The organism is Pseudomonas sp. 9AZ (assembly GCF_902506525.1).
In the GTDB taxonomy this organism is placed as follows: Bacteria; Pseudomonadota; Gammaproteobacteria; order Pseudomonadales; family Pseudomonadaceae; genus Aquipseudomonas; species Aquipseudomonas peli.
In genome coordinates this window covers 1,918,769-1,939,809 of record NZ_LR733840.1, presented here as the reverse complement: position 1 = coordinate 1,939,809, position 21,041 = coordinate 1,918,769, and the positions used below count along the sequence as shown (strand labels likewise).

19 protein-coding genes are annotated in these 21,041 nt (G+C 62.7%); 10 read left to right on the top strand and 9 right to left on the bottom strand.

What is annotated here, in order from left to right; translation table 11 throughout:
• The first annotated feature begins 197 nt into the window (after positions 1 to 197).
• Positions 198 to 4,268, top strand: coding sequence for a bifunctional nitrate reductase/sulfite reductase flavoprotein subunit alpha (locus ALTER154_RS09030; RefSeq protein ID WP_160086380.1), 4,071 nt, complete (start codon positions 198 to 200; stop codon positions 4,266 to 4,268).
• A gap of 4 nt (positions 4,269 to 4,272) precedes the next feature.
• On the opposite strand, the gene ALTER154_RS09025 is transcribed toward ALTER154_RS09030, so the two are convergent.
• From ALTER154_RS09025 to hemF, 3 genes are all read right to left on the bottom strand, one after another.
• Entirely contained in the window at positions 4,273 to 4,899 is a 627-nt protein-coding gene (locus tag ALTER154_RS09025; protein ID WP_160086378.1) for a bifunctional 2-polyprenyl-6-hydroxyphenol methylase/3-demethylubiquinol 3-O-methyltransferase UbiG, read from the bottom strand.
• 4 nt (positions 4,900 to 4,903) lie between these two features.
• On the bottom strand, positions 4,904 to 5,728 hold the full coding sequence (gene aroE / locus ALTER154_RS09020; protein ID WP_160086376.1) for a shikimate dehydrogenase: 825 nt from the start codon (positions 5,726 to 5,728) through the stop codon (positions 4,904 to 4,906).
• A gap of 144 nt (positions 5,729 to 5,872) precedes the next feature.
• The gene (gene hemF / locus ALTER154_RS09015; protein ID WP_160086374.1) at positions 5,873 to 6,790 is read right to left on the bottom strand and encodes an oxygen-dependent coproporphyrinogen oxidase; all 918 of its coding nucleotides are present in this window, start codon (positions 6,788 to 6,790) and stop codon (positions 5,873 to 5,875) included.
• Positions 6,791 to 6,972: 182 nt separating this feature from the next.
• Here hemF and ALTER154_RS09010 point away from each other — a divergent pair, with 182 nt between their 5' ends.
• The gene (locus ALTER154_RS09010; RefSeq protein WP_160086372.1) at positions 6,973 to 7,950 is read left to right on the top strand and encodes an NADPH:quinone reductase; all 978 of its coding nucleotides are present in this window, start codon (positions 6,973 to 6,975) and stop codon (positions 7,948 to 7,950) included.
• Between the two features lie 15 nt (positions 7,951 to 7,965).
• Here ALTER154_RS09010 and ALTER154_RS09005 read toward each other — a convergent pair whose 3' ends face one another.
• The 3 genes from ALTER154_RS09005 to ALTER154_RS08995 all read right to left on the bottom strand — a co-directional run bounded on the left by ALTER154_RS09005 (position 7,966) and on the right by ALTER154_RS08995 (position 10,795).
• Complete coding sequence (locus ALTER154_RS09005; protein ID WP_160086370.1) at positions 7,966 to 8,523, bottom strand: L-threonylcarbamoyladenylate synthase; 558 nt, start codon at positions 8,521 to 8,523, stop codon at positions 7,966 to 7,968.
• A gap of 41 nt (positions 8,524 to 8,564) precedes the next feature.
• Entirely contained in the window at positions 8,565 to 9,680 is a 1,116-nt protein-coding gene (gene dprA, locus ALTER154_RS09000) for a DNA-processing protein DprA (protein ID WP_160086368.1), read from the bottom strand.
• Between the two features lie 89 nt (positions 9,681 to 9,769).
• Complete coding sequence (locus ALTER154_RS08995) at positions 9,770 to 10,795, bottom strand: LysM peptidoglycan-binding domain-containing protein (RefSeq protein ID WP_160086366.1); 1,026 nt, start codon at positions 10,793 to 10,795, stop codon at positions 9,770 to 9,772.
• A gap of 152 nt (positions 10,796 to 10,947) precedes the next feature.
• Between ALTER154_RS08995 and def the strand changes: the two genes are divergently transcribed.
• Genes def through ALTER154_RS08970 form a run of 5 tightly spaced genes read left to right on the top strand, consistent with a single transcriptional unit; the run spans position 10,948 to position 15,480 of the window.
• Complete coding sequence (def, locus tag ALTER154_RS08990; RefSeq protein ID WP_160086364.1) at positions 10,948 to 11,454, top strand: peptide deformylase; 507 nt, start codon at positions 10,948 to 10,950, stop codon at positions 11,452 to 11,454.
• Positions 11,455 to 11,512: 58 nt separating this feature from the next.
• A complete protein-coding gene (fmt, locus tag ALTER154_RS08985) occupies positions 11,513 to 12,457 on the top strand; it encodes a methionyl-tRNA formyltransferase (protein WP_160086362.1) in 945 nt (314 codons plus the stop codon).
• Positions 12,454 to 13,767: a 16S rRNA (cytosine(967)-C(5))-methyltransferase RsmB gene (gene rsmB, locus ALTER154_RS08980; RefSeq protein ID WP_160086360.1), complete on the top strand. Its 1,314-nt coding sequence runs from the start codon at positions 12,454 to 12,456 to the stop codon at positions 13,765 to 13,767. The genes fmt and rsmB overlap by 4 nt, the downstream gene beginning before the upstream one ends.
• 12 nt (positions 13,768 to 13,779) lie before the next feature.
• Entirely contained in the window at positions 13,780 to 15,153 is a 1,374-nt protein-coding gene (gene trkA, locus ALTER154_RS08975; RefSeq protein WP_090254226.1) for a Trk system potassium transporter TrkA, read from the top strand.
• Between the two features lie 9 nt (positions 15,154 to 15,162).
• Entirely contained in the window at positions 15,163 to 15,480 is a 318-nt protein-coding gene (locus ALTER154_RS08970; RefSeq protein ID WP_160086358.1) for a hypothetical protein, read from the top strand.
• A gap of 18 nt (positions 15,481 to 15,498) precedes the next feature.
• On the opposite strand, the gene ALTER154_RS08965 is transcribed toward ALTER154_RS08970, so the two are convergent.
• The 3 genes from ALTER154_RS08965 to ALTER154_RS08955 all read right to left on the bottom strand — a co-directional run bounded on the left by ALTER154_RS08965 (position 15,499) and on the right by ALTER154_RS08955 (position 17,330).
• Entirely contained in the window at positions 15,499 to 15,771 is a 273-nt protein-coding gene (locus ALTER154_RS08965) for a PilZ domain-containing protein (protein WP_160086356.1), read from the bottom strand.
• Positions 15,772 to 15,839: 68 nt separating this feature from the next.
• Positions 15,840 to 16,727: a lysophospholipid acyltransferase gene (locus tag ALTER154_RS08960; RefSeq protein ID WP_160086352.1), complete on the bottom strand. Its 888-nt coding sequence runs from the start codon at positions 16,725 to 16,727 to the stop codon at positions 15,840 to 15,842.
• Positions 16,728 to 16,772: 45 nt separating this feature from the next.
• Entirely contained in the window at positions 16,773 to 17,330 is a 558-nt protein-coding gene (locus tag ALTER154_RS08955; RefSeq protein ID WP_160086350.1) for a DNA-3-methyladenine glycosylase I, read from the bottom strand.
• A 66-nt stretch (positions 17,331 to 17,396) separates the two neighbouring features.
• Here ALTER154_RS08955 and glyQ point away from each other — a divergent pair, with 66 nt between their 5' ends.
• The 3 genes from glyQ to gmhB all read left to right on the top strand — a co-directional run bounded on the left by glyQ (position 17,397) and on the right by gmhB (position 21,019).
• Positions 17,397 to 18,344, top strand: coding sequence for a glycine--tRNA ligase subunit alpha (glyQ, locus tag ALTER154_RS08950; protein ID WP_160086348.1), 948 nt, complete (start codon positions 17,397 to 17,399; stop codon positions 18,342 to 18,344).
• On the top strand, positions 18,341 to 20,395 hold the full coding sequence (gene glyS / locus ALTER154_RS08945) for a glycine--tRNA ligase subunit beta (RefSeq protein WP_160086346.1): 2,055 nt from the start codon (positions 18,341 to 18,343) through the stop codon (positions 20,393 to 20,395). Before glyQ ends, glyS begins: the two co-directional genes overlap by 4 nt.
• A 90-nt stretch (positions 20,396 to 20,485) precedes the next feature.
• Complete coding sequence (gene gmhB / locus ALTER154_RS08940; RefSeq protein WP_160086344.1) at positions 20,486 to 21,019, top strand: D-glycero-beta-D-manno-heptose 1,7-bisphosphate 7-phosphatase; 534 nt, start codon at positions 20,486 to 20,488, stop codon at positions 21,017 to 21,019.
• Positions 21,020 to 21,041: the final 22 nt, after the last annotated feature.

The window sequence follows — 21,041 nt, the reverse complement described above, 5'->3', positions numbered from 1 at the left end:
CCAGCAGCCTCGCACACATCTCGCCAGGCCTTGCCACGCGGGCGTTCAAGCCGCCCTGGCGAACCCTGGCGCGTGCCTTGCTATAGACCAATCCAGGTAATCAACGCTGATTGCCCATCCACGACAAAGACGCCGTGCCACTCCCGTTTCGACGGAGGGTTGCATGGCGTTTTGCGTTTCAGGTGCAGGAGAGGGGTGTGGCGAACAAAACGGTTCGGAGTGTCTGTCCCTATTGCGGCGTCGGCTGCGGCATCGTCATGCATGTGGAAAACGGCAAGATCGCCAAGGTCAGCGGTGACCAACAGCATCCGAGCAACTTCGGCCGCCTGTGCACCAAGGGCAGCACCTGCGCCCAGCCGCTGAACGAATCCGGCCGCATGCAGCACGCCTACCTGCGCAGCGAACGCAGCCGCGACCCGGGGCAAATCGCCATGGATGCAGCCATCAGCGCGGCCGCCGCCAGACTGCGCGCGATTCTCGACGAGCACGGCCCAGATGCCATCGCCCTGTATGTCTCCGGGCAAATGTCGCTGGAGGCGCAGTACCTGGCCAACAAGTTGGTCAAGGGCTACCTGGGCAGCAACCAGATCGAATCCAACTCGCGCCTGTGCATGGCCAGCGCCGGTAGCGGCTACAAGTTGTCGCTGGGCGCCGACGGCCCGCCCGGCTCGTACCAGGATTTCGACCGCGCGGATGTGCTGCTGGTGATCGGCGCGAATATGGCCGACTGCCATCCAATCCTGTTTCTACGGCTGATGGCGCGGGTCAAGGCCGGCGCCAAGCTGATCGTCGTCGACCCCCGGCGCAATGCCACGGCGGACAAGGCCGACCTGTTTCTGCAGATCAAACCGGGCAGCGACCTGCTGCTGCTCAATGGCCTGCTGCACCTGCTGCACAAGAATGGCCACACCGATCCGGCCTTTATTGCCGAGTTCACCGAAGGCTGGGAGGTCATGCCGGACTTCCTTGAGAGCTACACCCCCGAATACGTCGCCGCCCATACCGGGCTCAGCGAAGCAGCGATCCGCCAGGCCGCACGCTGGATCGGCGAAGCCGGCGAGTGGATGAGCTGCTGGACCATGGGCCTCAACCAGAGCACCCACGGCACCTGGAACACCAACGCCCTGTGCAACCTGCACCTGGCCACCGGCAAGATCTGCCGCCCCGGCAGCGGGCCGTTCTCCCTCACCGGCCAACCCAACGCCATGGGCGGCCGCGAGATGGGCTATATGGGGCCAGGTCTGCCCGGCCAGCGCAGTGTACTGGTGGACGACGACCGCGCCTTTGTCGAGCAGATCTGGGGCGTGCCGGCCGGCACCCTGCACACCCGCCTGGGCGGCGGCAGCGTGACGCTGTTCGAGGATCTGGCAGCCGGTAAGGTCAAGGCCTGCTGGATCATCTGCACCAATCCGGTGGCGAGTATGGCCAACCGTAGCAAGGTGATCGAAGGGCTGAAGGCCGCCGAACTGGTGATCGCCCAGGACGCTTTTCTCGATACCGAAACCAATCGCTACGCCGATATCCTCCTCCCCGGCGCGCTGTGGGCCGAAGCCGAGGGGGTGATGATCAACTCCGAACGCAACCTGACCCTGATGCCGCAAGCCGTCGAGCCGCCCGGCGAGGCCATGGCTGACTGGCGCATCATCGCCGAAGTGGCCTGCGCCATGGGCTTTGCCGACGGCTTCAGCTACAGCTCGGCCGAGCAGGTGTTCGAGGAAATCAAACGCTTCCACAACCGCAAAACCGGTTATGACCTGCGCGGCGCCAGCTACCCGCGCCTGCGCCAAACGCCGCTGCAATGGCCCTGCGCCAATGAGACAGGCGACGGGCGCACACCGATCCGCTATCAGAACGACGGTATCAGCCAGACCCTGCGTAGCCACGCAGACGGCAGCACGCCGCGCCTGGCCTTTGCCACGCCAAGCGGCAAGGCACAGTTCTTCCCGCGCCCGCACCTCGACCCGGCGGAAATGCCCGATGCCGATTTCCCCTTTGTGCTCAATACCGGGCGCCTGCAGCACCAGTGGCACACCCTGACCAAGACCGGCAAGGTCGCCACGCTGAACAAGCTCAACCCCGACCCGTTTATCGAAGTGCATCCGCAGGACGCGGCCGCCCTCGGCGTGCGCGACCGCGATCAGCTGGAAGTCCGCTCACGGCGTGGCCATGCCGTGCTGCCGGTACAGATCAGCGACCGCGTGCTGCCCGGCGGCTGCTTTGCGCCGTTCCACTGGAACGATGTGTACGGCGACAACCTGGCGATCAACGCGGTGACCAGCGACGCCATCGACCCCATCTCGCAGCAGCCGGAGTTCAAGTTCTGCGCCGTCAGCCTGCGACGTATCGAGCTGATCGCCCATCAGCATCTCGATACGCCCGCCGCCGAGGCAGTCGCCAGCACTCGCCTCTCTCACCCGCCCGAGGAACTCGCGATGTCGAGTATCGAAACCTTTGCGGCCCTGATCGGCGTCGATTGCAGCGCGCCGCCGCACCTCAGTGACAGCGAGCGCAGCTATATGGCCGGCTATATCAGCGGTTTACGCAGCAACCCCGGCGGCGGTGTACCCAGCCTGCCGAGCCAGGCGCCCCTGGCCGAGCCGACCCGCTTGTGGCTCGACGGCATGCTCGCCGGAATATTCAGCCGCGTCGCGCCAGCGTCGCTGGCAGCAAACCCTGCAGTGACGCTGCTGTGGGCCTCGCAAACCGGCAATGCCGAAGCACTGGCCGAACGCCTGGCCGCCTACCTGAATGAAGCCGGGGTGGCCGTGGCGCTCAGCTGCATGGCCGATTACCCACCGCAGCAACTGGCCAGCGCCGGCTCGGTGTTGCTGCTCAGCAGCACCTTCGGCGACGGCGATGCACCGGACAACGGCCAGGCCTTCTGGAACGCCCTGCAGACCAGCGACCTGCGCCTGGAAAATCTGCGTTATGCGGTACTGGCGCTTGGCGACCCCAACTACGAGCAGTTCTGCCAGCACGGCAAAAACCTCGACCGGCGTATGGCCGAACTCGGCGCCACGCCACTGCGGCCTTGCCTGGATTGCGACAGCGATTTCGACGACGCAGCGGCGGCCTGGCTAAGCGAGCTGCTGCCGTTGCTGCGCCCGGTTGCAACGCCGGCTCCCGCACACAGCGCAGCCGCAACTGAGCCCGTCTGCCCTCAGCCGGTGAGCAAGACCCAGCCGCTGCCCGCGCGCCTGGCGCTTAACCTACGCCTGAACGCAGAAGGCGCGAGCAAGGACACCCGTCAGTTTGCCTTCGATCTGGGTGACTCCGGCCTGACCTACGAAGCCGGCGATGCCCTCGGCGTATGGCCGCGCAACTGCCCGGAGCTGGTCGAGGAAGTGCTCGAACTGGCGCGCCTGGACGGCGAGCAACTGGTCAACGTGGCCAAGATCGGCGACCTGCCGCTGCGCGAGGCGCTTAGCAGTCATTTCGAAATCGCCCGGCCAAGCAACGAGGCCCTCGCCCTGGTCGCCGAACGCAGCGCCAGCAGTGAGCTGCGCAGCCTGCTTGGCGAGCGCAAGGCCGAACTGAAGGACTGGCTGTGGGGCCGCCAACTGGCCGATGTGCTGCAGGCCTATCCGGCTGAACACACGGCTGGCGAGCTGCTGGGCAGCCTCAAACGTTTGCAACCGCGCCTGTATTCGATCTCTTCGAGCCCCAAGGCGCATGCCGGCGAAGTGCACCTGACCGTGTCCGCCGTGCGCTACGGCAAGCGCAAGGGCGTGGCCTCGACCTTTCTCGCCGACCGTGCGGATAATGGCGAAGTGCCGCTATTTGTGCAGAGCAGCAAATACTTCCGTGTACCGCGCGATGGCGACGTGCCGATGATCATGATCGGCCCCGGCACCGGCGTGGCGCCGTTCCGTGGCTTCCTTCACGAACGCCGCGCGCGCGGCGATACCGGCAAGAACTGGCTGTTCTTCGGCGAGCAGCATGCGGCCAGCGACTTCTACTACCGCGACGAGCTGACGGCGATGCAGCACGACGGCCTGCTAAGCAATCTCAGCCTGGCCTTCTCCCGCGATCAGGCGCAAAAGATCTACGTGCAGGATCGTATTCGCGAGCAGGGCGCAGAGCTTTGGCGCTGGTTGGAAGAGGGCGCTCAGCTATACGTCTGCGGCGACGCCAACCGCATGGCCAAGGATGTCGAACAGGCGCTACAGGATGTGGCGCGCGAGCACGGTGGTTTGAGCGAGGAGCGCGCCGCCGAGCATATTCGCCGTCTGGCCGAACAGAAGCGTTATCTGCGCGACGTGTACTGAAGGCTCAAAGTTTGCGCCAGACACTGGCCAGCCAGGGCTGCTGGTCACGCGGCAGGCCTGCCGGGCGGTAGTAATGCTGCAGCTCGCTAAAGCCGGCGGCGTTAAGCAGTACGCGCCAGTTGGCCAGGTCGTGATAGGTACCGTAGCGCTCACCATTCCAGCCTTCCTGATTCTCACCCCGAGGGTTGGAGCTAAACAGCACGCCGCCGGGTTTAAGGGTGGCATGCAGCTGCTTCAGCACCCGTGGCAGTTCCTGGCGGGGAATATGAAACAGCGAGGCATTGGCGAACACCCCGTCGAAGCGCTCAGGCGGCAGATCTAGGGCAAGAAAGTCCTGCTGCCAGGCTTCGCAACCACTGTCGGCGCGAGCCATTTCGACAAAGCGCGCGCAGCCGTCCAAACCGACAGCAGTGTGGCCCATGACGCTAAAGGTGCGCAGATCGCGGCCCGGCCCGCAGCCGAGATCGAGAATCTGGTAGGGCGCAGTCGCCTGGATAGCCGCGAGCAGAGCGGCGATATTCTGGCTGACATCGTGGTCGCGGGTGCCCTCGCGAAAGTCTTCGGCGCAGTCCTGATAATGGCGCAGGGTTAGCGCGCTGATCTGCGCCAGTTCGTCGGCACTCAATCCCACAGTCTTAGCCCTCGGCCAGCAGGCGACGCAGTTCGGCCAACACCGGCGCGCTGGCTGGACGCACATCGCGCCACAGAGCAAAGGCTTCGGCGGCTTGCTCGACCAGCATGCCCAAGCCATCCAGAGTGCGCGCTGCGCCGTGCTCGGCAGCCCAGCGGTTAAAGGCGGTCAATTCCTTGCCGTACATCATGTCGTAGCACAGGGTATGCCCAGGCTGGATCAGGCTCGGCGCAATCGGCGGCAACTCGCCGGCCAGGCTGGCCGAGGTGCCGTTGATAATCAGGTCCACCGGCGCATCAATCCAGTCATAACCGCTGGCAACCACCGGGCCCAGGTCGGCGAATTCGCGGGCCAGTTGCTCGGCCTTTTCCACCGTGCGGTTGGCAATCACCAGCGCCGCCGGCTGCTCGGCCAACAATGGCTCCAGCACCCCGCGCACCGCACCACCAGCGCCGAGCAGGAGAATACGTTTGCCCTTGAGGTTTACCCCGGCATTCACCGTCAGATCACGTACCAGGCCAGCACCGTCGGTGTTATCGCCAAGCAGGCTGCCGTCTGCTAGCTTCTTCAGGGTATTTACCGCGCCAGCGCGGCGCGCGCGATCACTCAGACTGTCAGCCAGGGCAAACGCCTGCTCCTTGAACGGCACGGTGACATTCGCCCCCAACCCTTCGGCAAAGAATGCGCGGGCGAAGCCGGGGAAGTCGTCCAGCGGCGCAAGCAGGGCTTCATAACTCAGCTGCTCGCCAGTTTGCTGAGCAAACAGGCGATGGATCAGCGGTGATTTGCTGTGGCCGATGGGGTTGCCGAATACGCCGTAGCGGTCCATCAATAATCCTCTTTGAAATTTGCCTTCAGCGCGTCGCGAGCGACGGTCAGGCAAGGCGAGAGCAGGCGAGGAAGCGGAGTTTACGAGCTGTAAATGAGCATTCCGAGCCTGCTCTCAACGCAGCATGGCCTAGCGCAGCAGCGATCAAGGCAAATTTGCAAGCCAATCACGGTCGGTCAGGAAGTACTCGGTCAGCCGCGCTTCTTCACTGCCCGGCTCTGGCTTCCAGTCGTAGCCCCAGCGTACGTACGGCGGCAGCGACATCAGGATTGATTCGGTACGCCCGCCGGACTGCAGACCGAACAGCGTGCCACGGTCGAACACCAGGTTGAACTCGACATAGCGGCCACGGCGGAAGGCCTGGAACTCACGCTCGCGCTCACCATAGGGGGTCAGCTTGCGGCGCTGCACGATGGGCAGATAGGCGGCGATATAGGCATCGCCGATGGCACGCATAAAGGCGAAGCTGGTGTCGAAATCCCACTGGTTCAGGTCATCGAAGAACAGCCCGCCAATGCCGCGTGGCTCACCACGGTGCTTGAGGTGGAAGTAGCGATCACACCAGGCCTTGAACTTCGGATAGACCTCGGCACCGAAGGGCGCGCAGGCGTCATGGGCGACCTGGTGCCAGTGGCGGCAGTCTTCTTCATTGCCGTAGTAGGGCGTCAGGTCGAAGCCGCCGCCAAACCACCAGACTGGCTCTTCGCCTTCTTTCTCGGCGCTGAAGAAACGCACGTTGGCGTGGGAGGTCGGTACGTAGGGGTTTTCCGGGTGGATCACCAGCGATACGCCAAGGGCCTCGAAGCCACGCCCAGCCAGTTCCGGACGATGCGCGCTGGCCGAGGGAGGGAGGCTGTCGCCGAACACATGGGAGAAGTTCACCCCGCCCTTTTCGATCAGCGCGCCGTTCTCCATCACCCGCGTGCGCCCGCCACCGCCGGCTGGCCGCTGCCAGGCATCCTCGAAGAAGTCGGCACCGCCGTCTTCGGCTTGCAGAGCAGTGCAGATACGGTCTTGCAGATCCAGCAGGTAGGCTTTGACGGCCTCAGTACGGTCACTCACGGCGGCACCTTGAAAGCGGGTAAGGCCAGGCGGCACGTGGCCGCGGGAAAAAATGGGCGGCCAGCATAACACCAGCCACCCCACGGCCGCAGTTGACGGCGGTCAATGCAGACGATTGGATAACGGCACGTTTCTGCCCGTGCGGGCATCATCCAGGCATTCAATCGCGGAAGACTCTGAAAATGGCCATGCGTATCCAGTTCAACCGTCACGGCGGCCCGGACGTTCTCGACTACACCGACTACACACCCGCAGCCCCAGGTCCCAATGAGGTAAGGGTGCAGAACCAGGCGATCGGCCTGAATTTTATCGACACCTATTTCCGCAGCGGCCTGTATGCGCCACCAAGCTTGCCGTCCAGCCTGGGCACCGAGGGTGCGGGTATCGTCGAGGCGGTGGGGGCTGCGGTCAGCGGCTTTCAGGTGGGTGACCGCGTGGCCTATGCCACCGGACCGCTGGGCGCGTATAGCGAGCTGCATGTGCTGCAGGCCGAGAAGCTGGTGAAACTGCCGGATGCAATCAGCTTCGAGCAGGCCGCCGCAGTGATGCTCAAGGGCCTGACGGTGCAGTATCTGCTGCGCCAAACGTTCCCTCTGCAAGGTGGCGAAACCATTCTGTTTCATGCCGCCGCCGGCGGGGTCGGCTCCTTTGCCTGCCAGTGGGCCAAGGCGCTTGGGGTCAAGCTGATCGGCACCGTCAGCTCGGCGGAAAAAGCGGCGCGGGCCTTAGAGCAGGGCGCCTGGGCGACCATCGACTACAGCCATGAGAACGTCGCCCAGCGCGTACTGGAACTGACTAACGGCAATAAGTGCCCGGTGGTCTACGACGGCGTCGGCAAGGATACCTGGGAAACCTCGCTGGACTGCGTGGCACCGCGCGGCCTGCTGGTCAGTTTCGGTAATGCGTCGGGCGCCGTAACCGGCGTCAACCTGGGCATCCTCGCGCAAAAAGGCTCACTGTTCGTCACCCGCCCAACCCTGGTCGGTTACGCCGATACGCCTTCCCGGCTGCAGGCGATGGCTGACGAACTGTTCGCAATGATCGCCAGCGGCCAGCTACAGGTAGAGATCAGCAACCGCTATGCGCTCAAGGATGCCGCGCTGGCGCAAACTGCGCTGAGCGCGCGGCAAACCACCGGTTCGAGCATTCTGCTGCCCTAGACGGTTTGGCTGTGATCAGGACGGTCTGATCACATCACCGCTGATCAAGTCGCGAATCAGACTCGGGTTCTTGCGGCCGCCCAACGCTCCCCCCAGCACCGCATCCAGCTGGCCGGGAAAGTACTGCTCAACACGCAGACGCGAACGCGCAGACGGTCGGCCAGCCGGATTGGCCGAGGTCGACACCAGCGGCCCGGTCAGGCGACACAGCGCACGCACCTGCGGATGATCGCTGACGCGCAGGGCCACGCTGTCGTGTTGGCCGCTGATCCATTCGGGCAGCCGGTTCTGGTGCGGCACCAGCCAGGTGTTGGGCCCCGGCCAGCTGCCGGCCAGGCGCGCCAGCCAGATTTCTGGCAGGTCTTCGAGAAGAAAATCAAACTGCTCAACCTCGGCGGCGACCAGAATCAGCCCCTTGTGCACCGGCCGATCCTTCAGCGCCAGCAAGCGCTCCACCGCTTCGTCATTCCAGGGATCACAACCCAGCCCCCATACCGCTTCGGTCGGATAGGCAATCACTCCGCCATTGCGCACTACGCGTGCGGCTTGCTGTATCTGCCAGTTGCTGACCATTCACTGCTCTCCACTAAGGCCTGGCAGGCAGTGTATCCAAGCTAAAGCGCGCGGCCCACCCAGCGGCCATTTTCGCAGGCAACCCGGCCGTCCAGTTCTAATTCCGTCAGTGCCGCCAGCACCTCGGTCAGAGGCAATCCACTGGCGATTACCAGCGCCTCACTGCTATGCGGCGCGGCATGCAACAGGGCCAGTAATGGGTGACTGGGCGACTCTGACCTGTGTGGGGCGTTGACAGGTGGCTGCGCTTGCCAGCCGCGCAGAGCCTGCAGAATGTCTTCGATACTCTCCACCAGCGTCGCCCCTTCGCGGATCAGCTGATGGCAGCCACGCGCGCCGGGATGATGGATCGAACCGGGAATGGCATAGACCTCACGCCCCTGTTCGGCGGCCAGGCGCGCGGTAATCAGCGAGCCGCTGGACGGGCTGGCTTCCACCACCAGTACACCCACGGATAGGCCACTGATGATGCGATTGCGCCGGGGAAAATTGCTAGCCTGGGGCGGGCAATCCAACGGCAACTCGGACACCAGCGCGCCACCACGGGTGACGATATCGGCGGCAAGTAGCATGTGCCGCGCCGGATACAGGCACTGCAAGCCGGTACCAAGCACTGCGACCGTCTTGCCATTGGCATCCAGCGCGCCCTGATGGGCCGCGCCATCGATACCCAAGGCCAGGCCGCTGGTAATCACAAAGCCGCCACCCGCCAGGCTGCGAGCAAAGCTCTGCGCGGTATCCAATCCTGGCCGCGATGCACGCCGACTGCCGACCATGGCCAGTTGTGGCTGCTCCAGCAAAGTCGGGTCACCTGCAACAAACAGCAACGGTGGTGCATCCACCAACTCGGCCAGCAACCCTGGATAAATCGCGTCATCCCACATCAACAAATGATGCGTATCGACGTCCAACCAGGCCAGGCTCCGCGCCGCACGCTCACGCACCTCAGCGCTACGTCGCGCGTCGCTGCACGCCTGCGGCAGACCCAGAGAACGCCAGGCACTAGCAGGCGCGCTGAGCGCAGCTGAAGCACTGTCGAAGGCCCTGAGGAGTTTGCGAAAGCGGCGAGGACCCAGCTCCGGCAAGCAGTGCAAACGCAGACGCGCTTCCAGTTCAGCGGGAGAGATAGCAGGGGAAATAGCAGAAGACTGCGACATGCGGATCATCCTTGATCGGTCGCGCCGCGTGGGCGGCAGGAAATTCAGACGGGAATAAAAAAGCCCCGCGTTTGCGGGGCTTTTCGGTGTTACGGGTTACGCACTTTGTCCATGATCGCCAGTGAGCGAGAAGCTCCCAGCACCAGGCCATAGCTGAGCTTGTCATAGGTGCGGAACACCATCAGCAGGCCCGAACGCTCGTCCGGAATTTTCACCGACTCACCAGTTACCCGGTCACGTACGGTTTCGCCCGTTTTGTAGATTGCCAGCACGTTACCTTCGCTCAGACCGTCACGGGCACCTTTATTGATGGTCACCACATCGAACTGACCGACCTGCGTAACACCACGTGGCACATCGAGGATCACACCATTGATCTCGCCAGCCGGCTCGCTCGGCATAAAGGTCGAATTGATGGCCCGCTCTTCCGTTGGGAACAACCGGTCGCCAAGGCGAACTTCCTGAGTCGAACGCGTCAGGCCCATAGTGCCGACATCGCCTTCCTCAGCCACGATTTCTCCCGAACCGATGTCGTCGGCGTTAATACCGAGGAATTCCTGGGTTTCCGGATCCACGTAGGTTTTGCCCTGGCGGAAGATGCCATAAGCCGGCGCCGACTCGTCGAAGCTGCCACGGGCATAAACACGATCACCAGCACCACTTACAACGCGCTCGGCGTTGCCGGCCACGATATAGGGCGCACCCTGGAACTGCTCAGGGGTATCAACAATACGGTTGCTCAGCAGGAAGCTGTTGATCGCCTCCAGCGGAATCGCCGGAATAGCTTCAGCCATCGGCGTACTGCGCACCTGCGGCGACAGCTTGATGGTGCCGCGCGACTCGCCGCGATTGAGCATCAGCCGTGGCTGACCATCGATATACACCAGGCTGAGTTGATCGCCTGGATAAATCAAATGGGGGTTTTCCACCTGTGGGTTGGCGTGCCAGATTTCAGGCCACTTCCACGGCTGACTTAGAAATTTGCCAGAGATATCCCAGAGGGTATCGCCCTTGACCACGGTATAACGGTCTGGGTGACCGTCCTTGAGTTGCACGGCGGCCTGGGCCAAGCCACTTGCCGCAACCAGCAGCAGGGCGAGTAGTGATTTCCTCATGCGGTGAATCCCTTTATTATGTGTCTTCACGTGGAGCGCCCTAGCGCCGCGACATAACCCAGTCGTGCTGCGGCGTGAAGCCGTTTTTCAATGCTGCTCATCATCTTAGCAGCGGATTTTGACTTTATTCCACAAGTGCATCACAAACGCATATGGCGATCCTGAATATCCTCGAATTTCCCGATCCGCGCCTGCGCACCATCGCCAAGCCGGTGGACGTGGTCGATGACGCCTTGCGTCAACTGATCGATGACATGTTTGAAACCATGTACGACGCACCGGGTATCGGCCTGGCCGCGACGCAGGTCAACGTGCACAAACGTCTGGTGGTGATGGACCTGTCCGAAGACAAATCCGAGCCCCGGGTGTTTATCAACCCCGAGTTCGAGCCGCTGACCGAGGAAATGGATCAGTACCAGGAAGGTTGCCTGTCAGTGCCAGGCTTCTACGAAAACGTCGACCGCCCGCAGAAGGTCAAGATCAAGGCGCTGGACCGCGATGGCAAGCCCTACGAGCTGATCGCAGAAGGCCTGCTGGCCGTATGCATCCAGCACGAGTGCGACCACCTCAATGGCAAGCTGTTTGTCGATTACCTGTCTAATCTCAAACGCGACCGCATCAAGAAGAAGCTGGAAAAGCAGCACCGCCAGCAGGCTTAAGCCACACCTTTCAAAGGCTTGCTACGGCAAGCCTTTTTCTTTCTAGCAGTGAGAACCCATGTCTGAGTCTTTGCGTATTGTCTTTGCCGGCACCCCGGAATTCGCCGCCGAACACCTCAAGGCCTTGCTCGACACGCCACACCAGATCATTGCCGTCTACAGCCAGCCTGATCGCCCGGCCGGCCGCGGACAGAAGCTCACACCCAGCCCGGTCAAGCAGCTCGCCCTGCAGCACGATATTCCGGTGCACCAGCCGCAGACCCTGCGCGACCCCTCAGCCCAAGCCGAGCTAGCGGCACTCAAGCCCGATCTGATGGTGGTGGTGGCTTACGGCCTGATCCTGCCGCAAGTGGTGCTGGATATCCCGCGCCTGGGCTGTATCAACAGTCACGCCTCGCTGCTGCCACGCTGGCGTGGCGCCGCACCGATCCAGCGCGCGGTGGAGGCCGGTGATGCTGAGTCCGGCGTTACCGTGATGCAGATGGAAGCCGGCCTGGACACAGGGCCGATGCTGCTGAAAGTCAGCACGCCCATTTCTGCCGAAGATACCGGAGGCAGCCTGCACGACCGTCTCGCCAGTCTCGGCCCGCAGGCGGTGATTCAGGCCATCAGCGGCTTGGCCAGCGGTAGTCTGTTTGGCGAGGTGCAGGATGACAGCCTGGCGACCTATGCACACAAACTGAACAAGGATGAAGCGCGCCTCGACTGGAGCCGCCCGGCCATTGAGCTGGAGCGCCTGGTACGCGCCTTTCACCCCTGGCCGATCTGCCATAGCACGCTAGGTGGCGAAGCCATCAAGGTGCACGCAGCCGCACTGGGCGAAGGGCAGGGCCAACCCGGCAGCATCCTCGCCGCCGATAAATCCGGCCTGACCGTGGCCTGTGGCGAAGGCGCGCTGCGTCTGACACGCCTGCAACTGCCCGGCGGCAAGGCGCTGAACTTCAGTGACCTGTACAACAGCCGCCGCGAGCAGTTCGCACCTGGCTTGGTGCTCGGTCTATGAACCCACGTCTGGCCGCCGCCCGCGCCCTGGCCGTGGTGCTCAATGGCAAAGCCTCGCTGGGCAGTAGCCTGCCGCCGTTGCTGGATAAGGTCGAGCAGCGCGACCGTGGCCTAGCCCAGGATCTGGCCTTTGGCACCGCACGCTGGCAGCCACGCCTGGCATTGATCGCCGAGAAGCTGCTGCAGAAACCCTTCAAAGCCGCCGACCGTGATGTCGAAGCGCTGCTGCTGATCGGCCTCTATCAGCTGTTCTACACACGCATCCCGGCCCACGCCGCCATCGGCGAGACGGTAGCCTGTGTCGACAAGCTGAAGAAGCCTTCACTCAAGGGCCTGCTGAATGCCGTGCTGCGCAATGCCCAGCGCGAGCATGAGTCACTGCTGGCCGAGCTGGATCGCGATCCGGTGCTGCATACTGCCCACCCGCGCTGGCTGCAGAAGGCCCTGAAAGCTCAGTGGCCGGAACACTGGGAGGCCATCTGCGCGGCCAACAATGCCCATCCGCCGCTGATTCTGCGGGTCAACCGCGGCCTCGGCAGTGGCGATGACTACCTGGCCGAACTGCGCCGCGTAGGCTTTGAGGCGGAGCCTTGCACGTTTAGCCGTGACGGCATTCGCCTGCTGCAGGCATGCGATGTCACCACCCTGCCGGGTTTTGCCGAAGGCCGCGTCAGCGTGCAGGACGAAGCAGCACAGCTGGCGGCCGAACTGCTCGACCTGGCGCCCGGCCAACGCGTGCTGGACGCCTGCGCCGCGCCAGGCGGTAAAACCTGTCATCTGCTCGAAGCCGAGCCCGCGCTGGCCGGCGTAGTGGCGGTGGATCTGGAAGAAAAACGCCTGGTACGCGTACGCGAGAACCTCAAACGTCTGGGCCTAGAGGCCGAGCTGATCGCCGCCGATGGCCGTGACCTGGCCGCCTGGTGGGACGGCAAGCCGTTCCAGCGCATCCTGCTCGATGCGCCCTGCTCGGCCACCGGGGTGATCCGCCGTCACCCGGATATCAAACTGACCCGTCAGGCCGATGATATTCCCGCGCTGGCCAAGCTGCAGGGCGAGCTGCTGGATAGCCTGTGGCAGACTCTGGAAGTCGGCGGCATCCTGCTCTACGCCACCTGTTCGGTGATGCCGGCGGAAAACAGCGAGAATATTGCTGCCTTCCTGGCGCGCACGCCGGGCGCCCGTGAGCTGGATATTGCCGGAGCGTTCGGCCATAAAACCGCCCACGGCCGTCAGCTATTCCCGCAAGTCGACGGCCACGACGGCTTTTACTATGCCAAGCTGATGAAAATCGCTGCCGCTCCGCGCGGCTGAGGAACAGACTGCATGAAAATCATCATTCTCGGTGCAGGCCAGGTTGGCGGCACCCTGGCGGAACACCTGGCCAGCGAAGCCAACGACATCACCGTGGTCGACACCGACGGTGACCGTCTGCGCGACCTCGGCGACCGCCTGGATATTCGTACCGTACAAGGTCGTGGCTCGTTTCCCACGGTGCTGCGCCAGGCCGGCGCAGACGATGCTGACATGCTGGTGGCAGTGACCAACAGCGATGAAATCAACATGATCGCCTGCCAGGTGGCCTACAGCCTGTTCCACACCCCGACCAAGATTGCCCGGGTGCGCGAGGCGGCTTACCTGACCCGCAGCGGCCTGTTCAGCAACGAATCGATCCCAGTCGACGTCCTGATCAGCCCTGAGCAGGTGGTGACCAACTACATCAAGCGCCTGATCGAATACCCCGGCGCCCTGCAGGTGATCGACTTCGCTGAGGGCAAGGCCCAGCTGGTGGCGGTCAAGGCCTACTACGGCGGCCCATTGGTCGGTCAGCAGCTGCGTCAATTGCGCGAGCACATGCCGAATGTCGACACCCGGGTGGCCGCGATCTTCCGCCGCAACCGGGCGATCATGCCGCAAGGCGATACAGTGATCGAAGCCGATGACGAAGTATTCTTTATCGCCGCCAAGGCGCATATCCGCGCGGTGATGAGCGAAATGCGCCGCATGGAAGATAGCTACAAAAAGGTAGTGATCGCCGGCGGCGGGCATATCGGCGAACGTCTGGCCGAAGCCATCGAGAGCCGCTACCAGGTGAAGATCATCGAGATGAACCCGGCGCGCTGCCGCTACCTCTCGGAAACCCTCGACAGCACCATCGTGCTACAAGGCAGCGCCTCGGACCGCGACTTACTGGTGGAAGAGAACATCAGCGACGCTGACATCTTCCTGGCCCTGACCAACGACGACGAAGCCAACATCATGTCCTCCTTGCTGGCCAAGCGCCTGGGTGCGCGCAAGGTGATGACCATCATCAACAATCCGGCCTACGTTGACCTGGTGCAAGGCGGCGAAATCGACATCGCCATCAGCCCGCAGCTGGCCACCATCGGTACCCTGCTGACCCACGTGCGCCGTGGTGATATCGAAAGCGTGCACTCCCTGCGCCGCGGTGCAGCCGAAGCCATTGAGGCGATTGCCCATGGTGATGCCAAATCGAGCAAGGTAGTCGGCCGCGCCATCGCTGATATCGCGTTGCCGCCGGGCACCACCATCGGGGCGATCATCCGCAACGAAGAGGTGTTGATCGCCCACGACAACACGGTGATCGAGACGGGCGACCATGTGATCCTGTTCCTGGTCGACAAAAAGTACATCCGCGATGCCGAGCGTCTGTTCCAAGTCGGCCTGACCTTCTTTTAGGAATCGACCATGAGCACCGAAGCCCTGGAGAAGATGCTGGCCAAAGGCATGGACAATGCCCTGCTGCGTTTTGGTCTGGGTAAGGGTTATCTAGATGCGGCGGAGTTCGCCCAGGCGGCTGAGCATTTGCAGCGCTGCGTTGAGTTCGATGCGCAGTATTCAGCTGCCTGGAAGCTGCTCGGCCAGGCGCTGATCAAGCAGGGGCTCAGCGCCGAGGCGCGGGCGGCCTGGACGCAAGGCTTGCGGGTGGCAGAAGAGAAGGGTGACAAGCAGGCGGGCAAAGAAATTAGCGTATTTCTCAAACGCCTGGATAAGCCGGCTCAGTAACTCAGGAAATAGCTTGAACTATTCCTCGGTTTGCACAAAGCGCAGGCCAACGCCCAGGGCCTCGACGCGTACCACTTCGAGCGTGAGGATCGGCGCTTCCATCGGCAAGCCCTGCACTTGGCCTTGCACTTGCTCACCCATGCTGAGCATATTTTGCGCCTGGTCCATCAGCACATAGACGCCGCATTCGGAAATATCCCGCGTGGTGACCATCAGCTCACCGTGCACCGGATGGTCGATACGCAGGCGTACCTTCAGGGGTGTGCGGATATTCTTTCGACTATTGCTCATGCGCCGTCCGTCAGAGTGGGTTCCTCCAGCCTAGTCGAGAGCAGGCTTCGCCTGCAACTCAGACCCATTCAATACCACTTGGCTTCGCCGGCAGGGCGCTTCTTGAAGCGCTTCATGCTCCACATGTACTGACTCGGGTAAGTACGCACATAGCGTTCAATCACCGAACTCATCGCCGCAACAGCGGTTTCCGTCTCGGTGCTGTACATCGCTTCGGGCGCAGCTTCGAGGATGACCTTGAAGCCCGAACCATCCGGCAAACGCAGCGCATGCAGGAATACCCCACAGGCCTTACCGCCACTCAACATGCCGGCAACAAACTTGCTGGTAAGCGCTTCGGTGCCGAGAAAGGGCACGAATACCCCGGAAGACAGGCTCGGCTCAGGGTCGGCGGGAATACCCACTGCACCGCCTTTGCGCACTTCCTTAATCACGCTGAGGATGCCTTCCTTGGTCGACGGCGCAACACGGTTACCCAACTGCACACGCTGCTGGCGCAGCAGCTCATCAACAGCCTTCAGCTTCGGCGGACGGTAGAAAATGATCGGTTTGCACTGCGCGCAGTAGAAGTGGTTAAGCACTTCCCAGTTACCCAGGTGGCTGGTGATGCCGACCACGCCCTTGCCGCTGGCCAGAGCCTCCTTGAGCACCTCCAGACCCTCGACTTCACGCACCAGGCCGATGGATTTCTGCGCCGGCCAGATCCAGGCACAGGCGCTTTCTGTAAGGGTTCTGCCGATATCCATCAGCGATTGGCCCAGTAGACGCTGGTGCGCGGCCTCATCCAGTTCGGGAAAGCATTTGCGCAGGTTGATGCTGGCCACTTCGCGTGAGCCGTTCGGCAGCTTCCACATCAGCCAGCCAATCGCTGCGCCCACGGCCTGCACGGCGCGCCACGGCAGCAAGGCAAACAAACGCAGAAAGCCCACCACCAGGGCACCTTTGAGCTTTTCCACAGGCAACTCCAGCCGATCAAAAGGCGCTTATTGTAACCACCCGAGCTAGCGAGTGGTCAGTTGCGCGTAGCGGTCACAATCAACGGTGTGATCCATGACCATGCCGGTCGCCTGCATATAGGCGTAGCAGATGGTCGGGCCGACAAAGGTGAAGCCGGCCTTCTTCAGCGCCTTGCTCATCGCTTCGGCTTCCGGGGTTACCGCCGGCACCTGGCCGCGCTCGCTGAAGTGGTTGATCTTCGGCACGCCGCCGACAAACGACCAGAGCAACGCCACTGGGTCTTCCAGCGTGAGCCAGGCCTGAGCGTTTTTGCGCACAGCCTTGAGCTTGAGGCGGTTGCGGATGATGCCGGGGTCCTGCATTAGAGTTTCTTCGATGTACTCGTCGGTGAGCATGGCCAGACGCTGCACATCAAACCCGAACAGCACCTTGCGGTAGTGCTCGCGCTTCTTCAGCACGGTGATCCACGACAGACCTGCCTGAAAACCCTCCAGCAACAGTAACTCGAACAGCACCTGGGGGTCGCGTTGCGGCACGCCCCATTCTTCATCGTGGTACGCCTGATACAGCGGATCGTCATTGCACCAGAAACAGCGTGGCATGCGGGTTTTCCTGAGCTTCGGTATACTCGCGGACTTTCTGAAGCCGCCAAAGTACGGGTGAAATTTGTGAGCCAGACTACGCCTGCCGTGCGCACCTTCCAAGACTTGATCCTCGCCCTGCAACAGTACTGGGCCGAGCAGGGCTGTGTGGTGTTGCAGCCCTACGATATGGAAGTTGGCGCGGGCACCTTCCACACCGCCACGTTTCTCCGTGCCATCGGCCCAGAGACCTGGAACGCCGCCTATGTGCAGCCTTCCCGTCGTCCGGCTGACGGCCGCTACGGCGAAAACCCCAACCGCCTGCAGCACTACTACCAGTTCCAGGTGGTACTCAAGCCGAACCCGGAAAACTTCCAGGAGCTGTACTTGGGCTCGCTGAAGTCGATCGGCATCGACCCTCTGGTGCACGACATCCGCTTCGTCGAAGACAACTGGGAATCGCCGACGCTCGGCGCCTGGGGTCTGGGCTGGGAAATCTGGCTGAACGGTATGGAAGTCACCCAGTTCACCTACTTCCAGCAGGTCGGCGGCATCGAGTGCTACCCGGTAACCGGTGAGATCACCTACGGTCTCGAGCGCCTGGCCATGTACCTGCAGGGCGTCGACTCGGTGTACGACCTGGTTTGGACCGACGGCCAGTTCGGCAAGGTCACCTACGGCGATGTGTTCCACCAGAACGAGGTGGAGCAATCGACCTACAACTTCGAACACGCCAACGTCGAAAAACTCTTCGAGCTGTTCGACTTCTACGAAAGCGAAGCCAACCGCCTGATCGAACTGGAGCTGCCGCTGCCAACCTACGAGATGGTGCTCAAGGCCTCGCACACCTTCAACCTGCTGGATGCGCGCCGCGCCATCTCGGTGACCGCGCGTCAGCAATACATCCTGCGCGTGCGTGCCCTGGCCCGCTCGGTGGCGCAGAGCTACCTGCAAGCGCGGCGCAAACTCGGCTTCCCGCTCGCCGCACCCGACCTGCGTGATGAAGTATTGGCCAAGCTGGAGGCAGCAGAATGAGTGCGCGTGATTTCCTGGTAGAGCTGGGCACCGAAGAGCTGCCACCGAAAGCCCTGAAAACCCTGGGTGAAGCTTTCCTCGCCGGTATCGAAAAAGGCCTGAAAGCCGCTGGACTGAGCTATGGCCAAGTGCGCTATTACGCCGCGCCGCGCCGTTTGGCCGTGCTCATCGGGCAGCTTGAAGAGCAGCAAGCCGACCGTACTCAGAACCTCGACGGCCCACCCGTGCAGGCGGCGTTCGACAAGGACGGCAACCCGACTCAGGCAGCGCTGGGCTTCGCCAAGAAGTGCGGTGTCGAGCTGAGCCAAATCGACCAAAGCGGCCCCAAACTGAAATTCAGCCAGAGCATTCCGGGTCAAGCAGCCGCTGGCCTGCTGCCGGGCATCGTCGAAACCTCGCTGAACGAGCTGCCGATTCCCAAGCGCATGCGTTGGGGCGCGCGCAAGACCGAATTCGTCCGCCCGAGCCAGTGGCTGGTGATGCTGTTCGGTGACGAGGTGATCGACTGCGAAATCCTCGCCCAGCAAGCTGGTCGAGTTTCCCGTGGCCATCGCTTCCACGCCAACCACGAGGTGCGCATCAGCGCGCCGGCCAACTACGCCGAAGACCTGCGCAGCGCCTATGTGATTGCCGACTTCGCCGAGCGCCGCGCGCAAATCATCGCCCGGGTCAATGAACTGGCTGCAGCAGAGCAGGGCACAGCCATCGTGCCGCCTGCGCTGCTGGATGAAGTCAGTGCCCTGGTCGAATGGCCGGTGCCGCTGGTCTGCTCGTTCGAGGAACGCTTCCTTGAAGTGCCGCAGGAAGCGCTGATCACCACCATGCAGGACAACCAGAAGTACTTCTGTCTGCTCGATGGCAACGGCAAGCTGCTGCCGCGCTTTATCACCGTGGCCAACGTCGAGAGCAAAGACCCGGCGCAGATTATTTCCGGTAACGAGAAAGTAGTTCGCCCGCGCCTGACCGACGCCGAGTTCTTCTTCAAGCAGGACAAGAAGCAAAAGCTTGAGACCTTCAACCAGCGCCTGGCCAACGTGGTGTTCCAGGCCCAGCTGGGTTCGGTCTATGACAAGGCCCAGCGCGTCTCGGCCCTGGCTGGTTTTATCGCCCAGCGCATTGGTGGCGACGCCACTCGCGCGGCGCGGGCCGGCATTCTCTGCAAGTGCGACCTGGCCAGTGAAATGGTCGGCGAGTTCCCGGAAATGCAGGGCATCGCCGGTTACTACTACGCCAAGCATGATGGCGAAGCCGAAGACGTCGCCCTGGCGCTGAACGAGCAGTACATGCCGCGCGGCGCCGGCGCTGAGCTGCCAAGCACCCTCACTGGTGCTGCCGTGGCCCTGGCCGACAAGCTGGATACCCTGGTCGGGATCTTCGGCATCGGCATGCTGCCCACCGGCAGCAAAGACCCCTATGCCCTGCGTCGCGCCGCCCTTGGCGTGCTGCGCATCCTGATCGAGAAGCAGCTGGATCTGGATCTGGTTGAAGCCGTTGGTTTTGCAATCGAGCAATTCGGCGACAAGATCAAAGCCGATGGCCTGGCTCCCCAGGTGCAGGACTTTATCTTCGACCGTCTGCGCGCGCGTTATGAGGACGAAGGCGTCGAAGTGGCCGTGTACCAGGCCGTGCGTGCGGTCAGTCCGACTTCACCGCTGGATTTCGATCAACGCGTACAGGCCGTGCAGGCCTTCCGGGCACTGCCGCAGGCGGCCGCTCTGGCGGCGGCGAACAAGCGCGTGTCCAACTTGCTGAGCAAGGCCGAAGGTCAGGTCGCGGCGAGCGTCGAAGCCCATCACTTCGACAACCCCAGCGAGTTTGCCCTCAACGCCGCTATCCAGCAGGCCGAGCATGCAGTACGGCCGCTGGCTGCAGGGCGTCAGTACAACCTGGCACTGAGTCAGTTGGCCAACCTGCGCGAGCCGGTGGATGCCTTCTTCGAGGCTGTACTGGTCAACGCCGAAGACCCTGCCGTACGGGCCAATCGCTATGCGCTGCTGGCCAAGCTGCGTGGCCTGTTCCTCGGTGTGGCCGATATCTCAGTACTCGGCTAACGCTTGCCGCGAGTCCGATGGGCTACGCGCAGCCCATCATCACCTTTACCGGCTGGCGGCCATCACCGCCAGCCGGTTACGGATTTCCCCATGAAACTGCTGATTCTCGACCGCGACGGCGTCATCAATTACGACTCCGACGCCTATATCAAAAGCCTCGCCGAGTGGATTCCGTTGCCCGGCGCTATCGAAGCCATCGCGCGCCTGTCGCAAGCCGGCTGGACGATCGCCGTGGCCACCAATCAATCCGGGGTCGCCCGCGGCTATTACGACCTGGCCACCCTGGAAGCCATGCACGCGCGCCTGCGTGAACTGGTGACAGCGCAGGGCGGCGAGCTGGGCCTGATCGTGCACTGCATCCACGGCCCGGATGAGGGCTGCGCCTGCCGCAAACCGAAACCCGGCATGCTCGAGCAGATTGCTGCGTACTATGGCGTAGCACTTAAGGGCGTGTGGTTTGTCGGAGACAGCAGCGGTGACCTGACAGCGGCCGGCGCCGTCGATTGTCAGCCAGTTTTGGTAAAGACCGGCAAGGGCGAACGCACCCTGGCGAAAGGATTGCCAGCGGGCACCCTGGTATTCGATGATCTGGCGGCGGTTGCCGCACAGCTTCTCCACTTATAAAGCAGGCGCTGCCTGCGACGGT

Bases quoted from the DNA above. Each gene is read 5' to 3' on its own strand.
- fmt (WP_160086362.1), top strand. From the start codon at position 11,513: ATGTCTGAGTCTTTGCGTATTGTCTTTGCCGGCACCCCGGAATTCGCC.
- ALTER154_RS09010 (WP_160086372.1), top strand. From the start codon at position 6,973: ATGGCCATGCGTATCCAGTTCAACCGTCACGGCGGCCCGGACGTTCTC.
- ALTER154_RS09005 (WP_160086370.1), bottom strand. From the start codon at position 8,523: ATGGTCAGCAACTGGCAGATACAGCAAGCCGCACGCGTAGTGCGCAAT.
- ALTER154_RS08995 (WP_160086366.1), bottom strand. From the start codon at position 10,795: ATGAGGAAATCACTACTCGCCCTGCTGCTGGTTGCGGCAAGTGGCTTG.
- gmhB (WP_160086344.1), top strand. From the start codon at position 20,486: ATGAAACTGCTGATTCTCGACCGCGACGGCGTCATCAATTACGACTCC.
- rsmB (WP_160086360.1), top strand. From the start codon at position 12,454: ATGAACCCACGTCTGGCCGCCGCCCGCGCCCTGGCCGTGGTGCTCAAT.
- def (WP_160086364.1), top strand. From the start codon at position 10,948: ATGGCGATCCTGAATATCCTCGAATTTCCCGATCCGCGCCTGCGCACC.
- dprA (WP_160086368.1), bottom strand. From the start codon at position 9,680: ATGTCGCAGTCTTCTGCTATTTCCCCTGCTATCTCTCCCGCTGAACTG.
- glyS (WP_160086346.1), top strand. From the start codon at position 18,341: ATGAGTGCGCGTGATTTCCTGGTAGAGCTGGGCACCGAAGAGCTGCCA.
- aroE (WP_160086376.1), bottom strand. From the start codon at position 5,728: ATGGACCGCTACGGCGTATTCGGCAACCCCATCGGCCACAGCAAATCA.
- ALTER154_RS08955 (WP_160086350.1), bottom strand. From the start codon at position 17,330: ATGCCACGCTGTTTCTGGTGCAATGACGATCCGCTGTATCAGGCGTAC.
- trkA (WP_090254226.1), top strand. From the start codon at position 13,780: ATGAAAATCATCATTCTCGGTGCAGGCCAGGTTGGCGGCACCCTGGCG.
- ALTER154_RS08965 (WP_160086356.1), bottom strand. From the start codon at position 15,771: ATGAGCAATAGTCGAAAGAATATCCGCACACCCCTGAAGGTACGCCTG.
- ALTER154_RS08970 (WP_160086358.1), top strand. From the start codon at position 15,163: ATGAGCACCGAAGCCCTGGAGAAGATGCTGGCCAAAGGCATGGACAAT.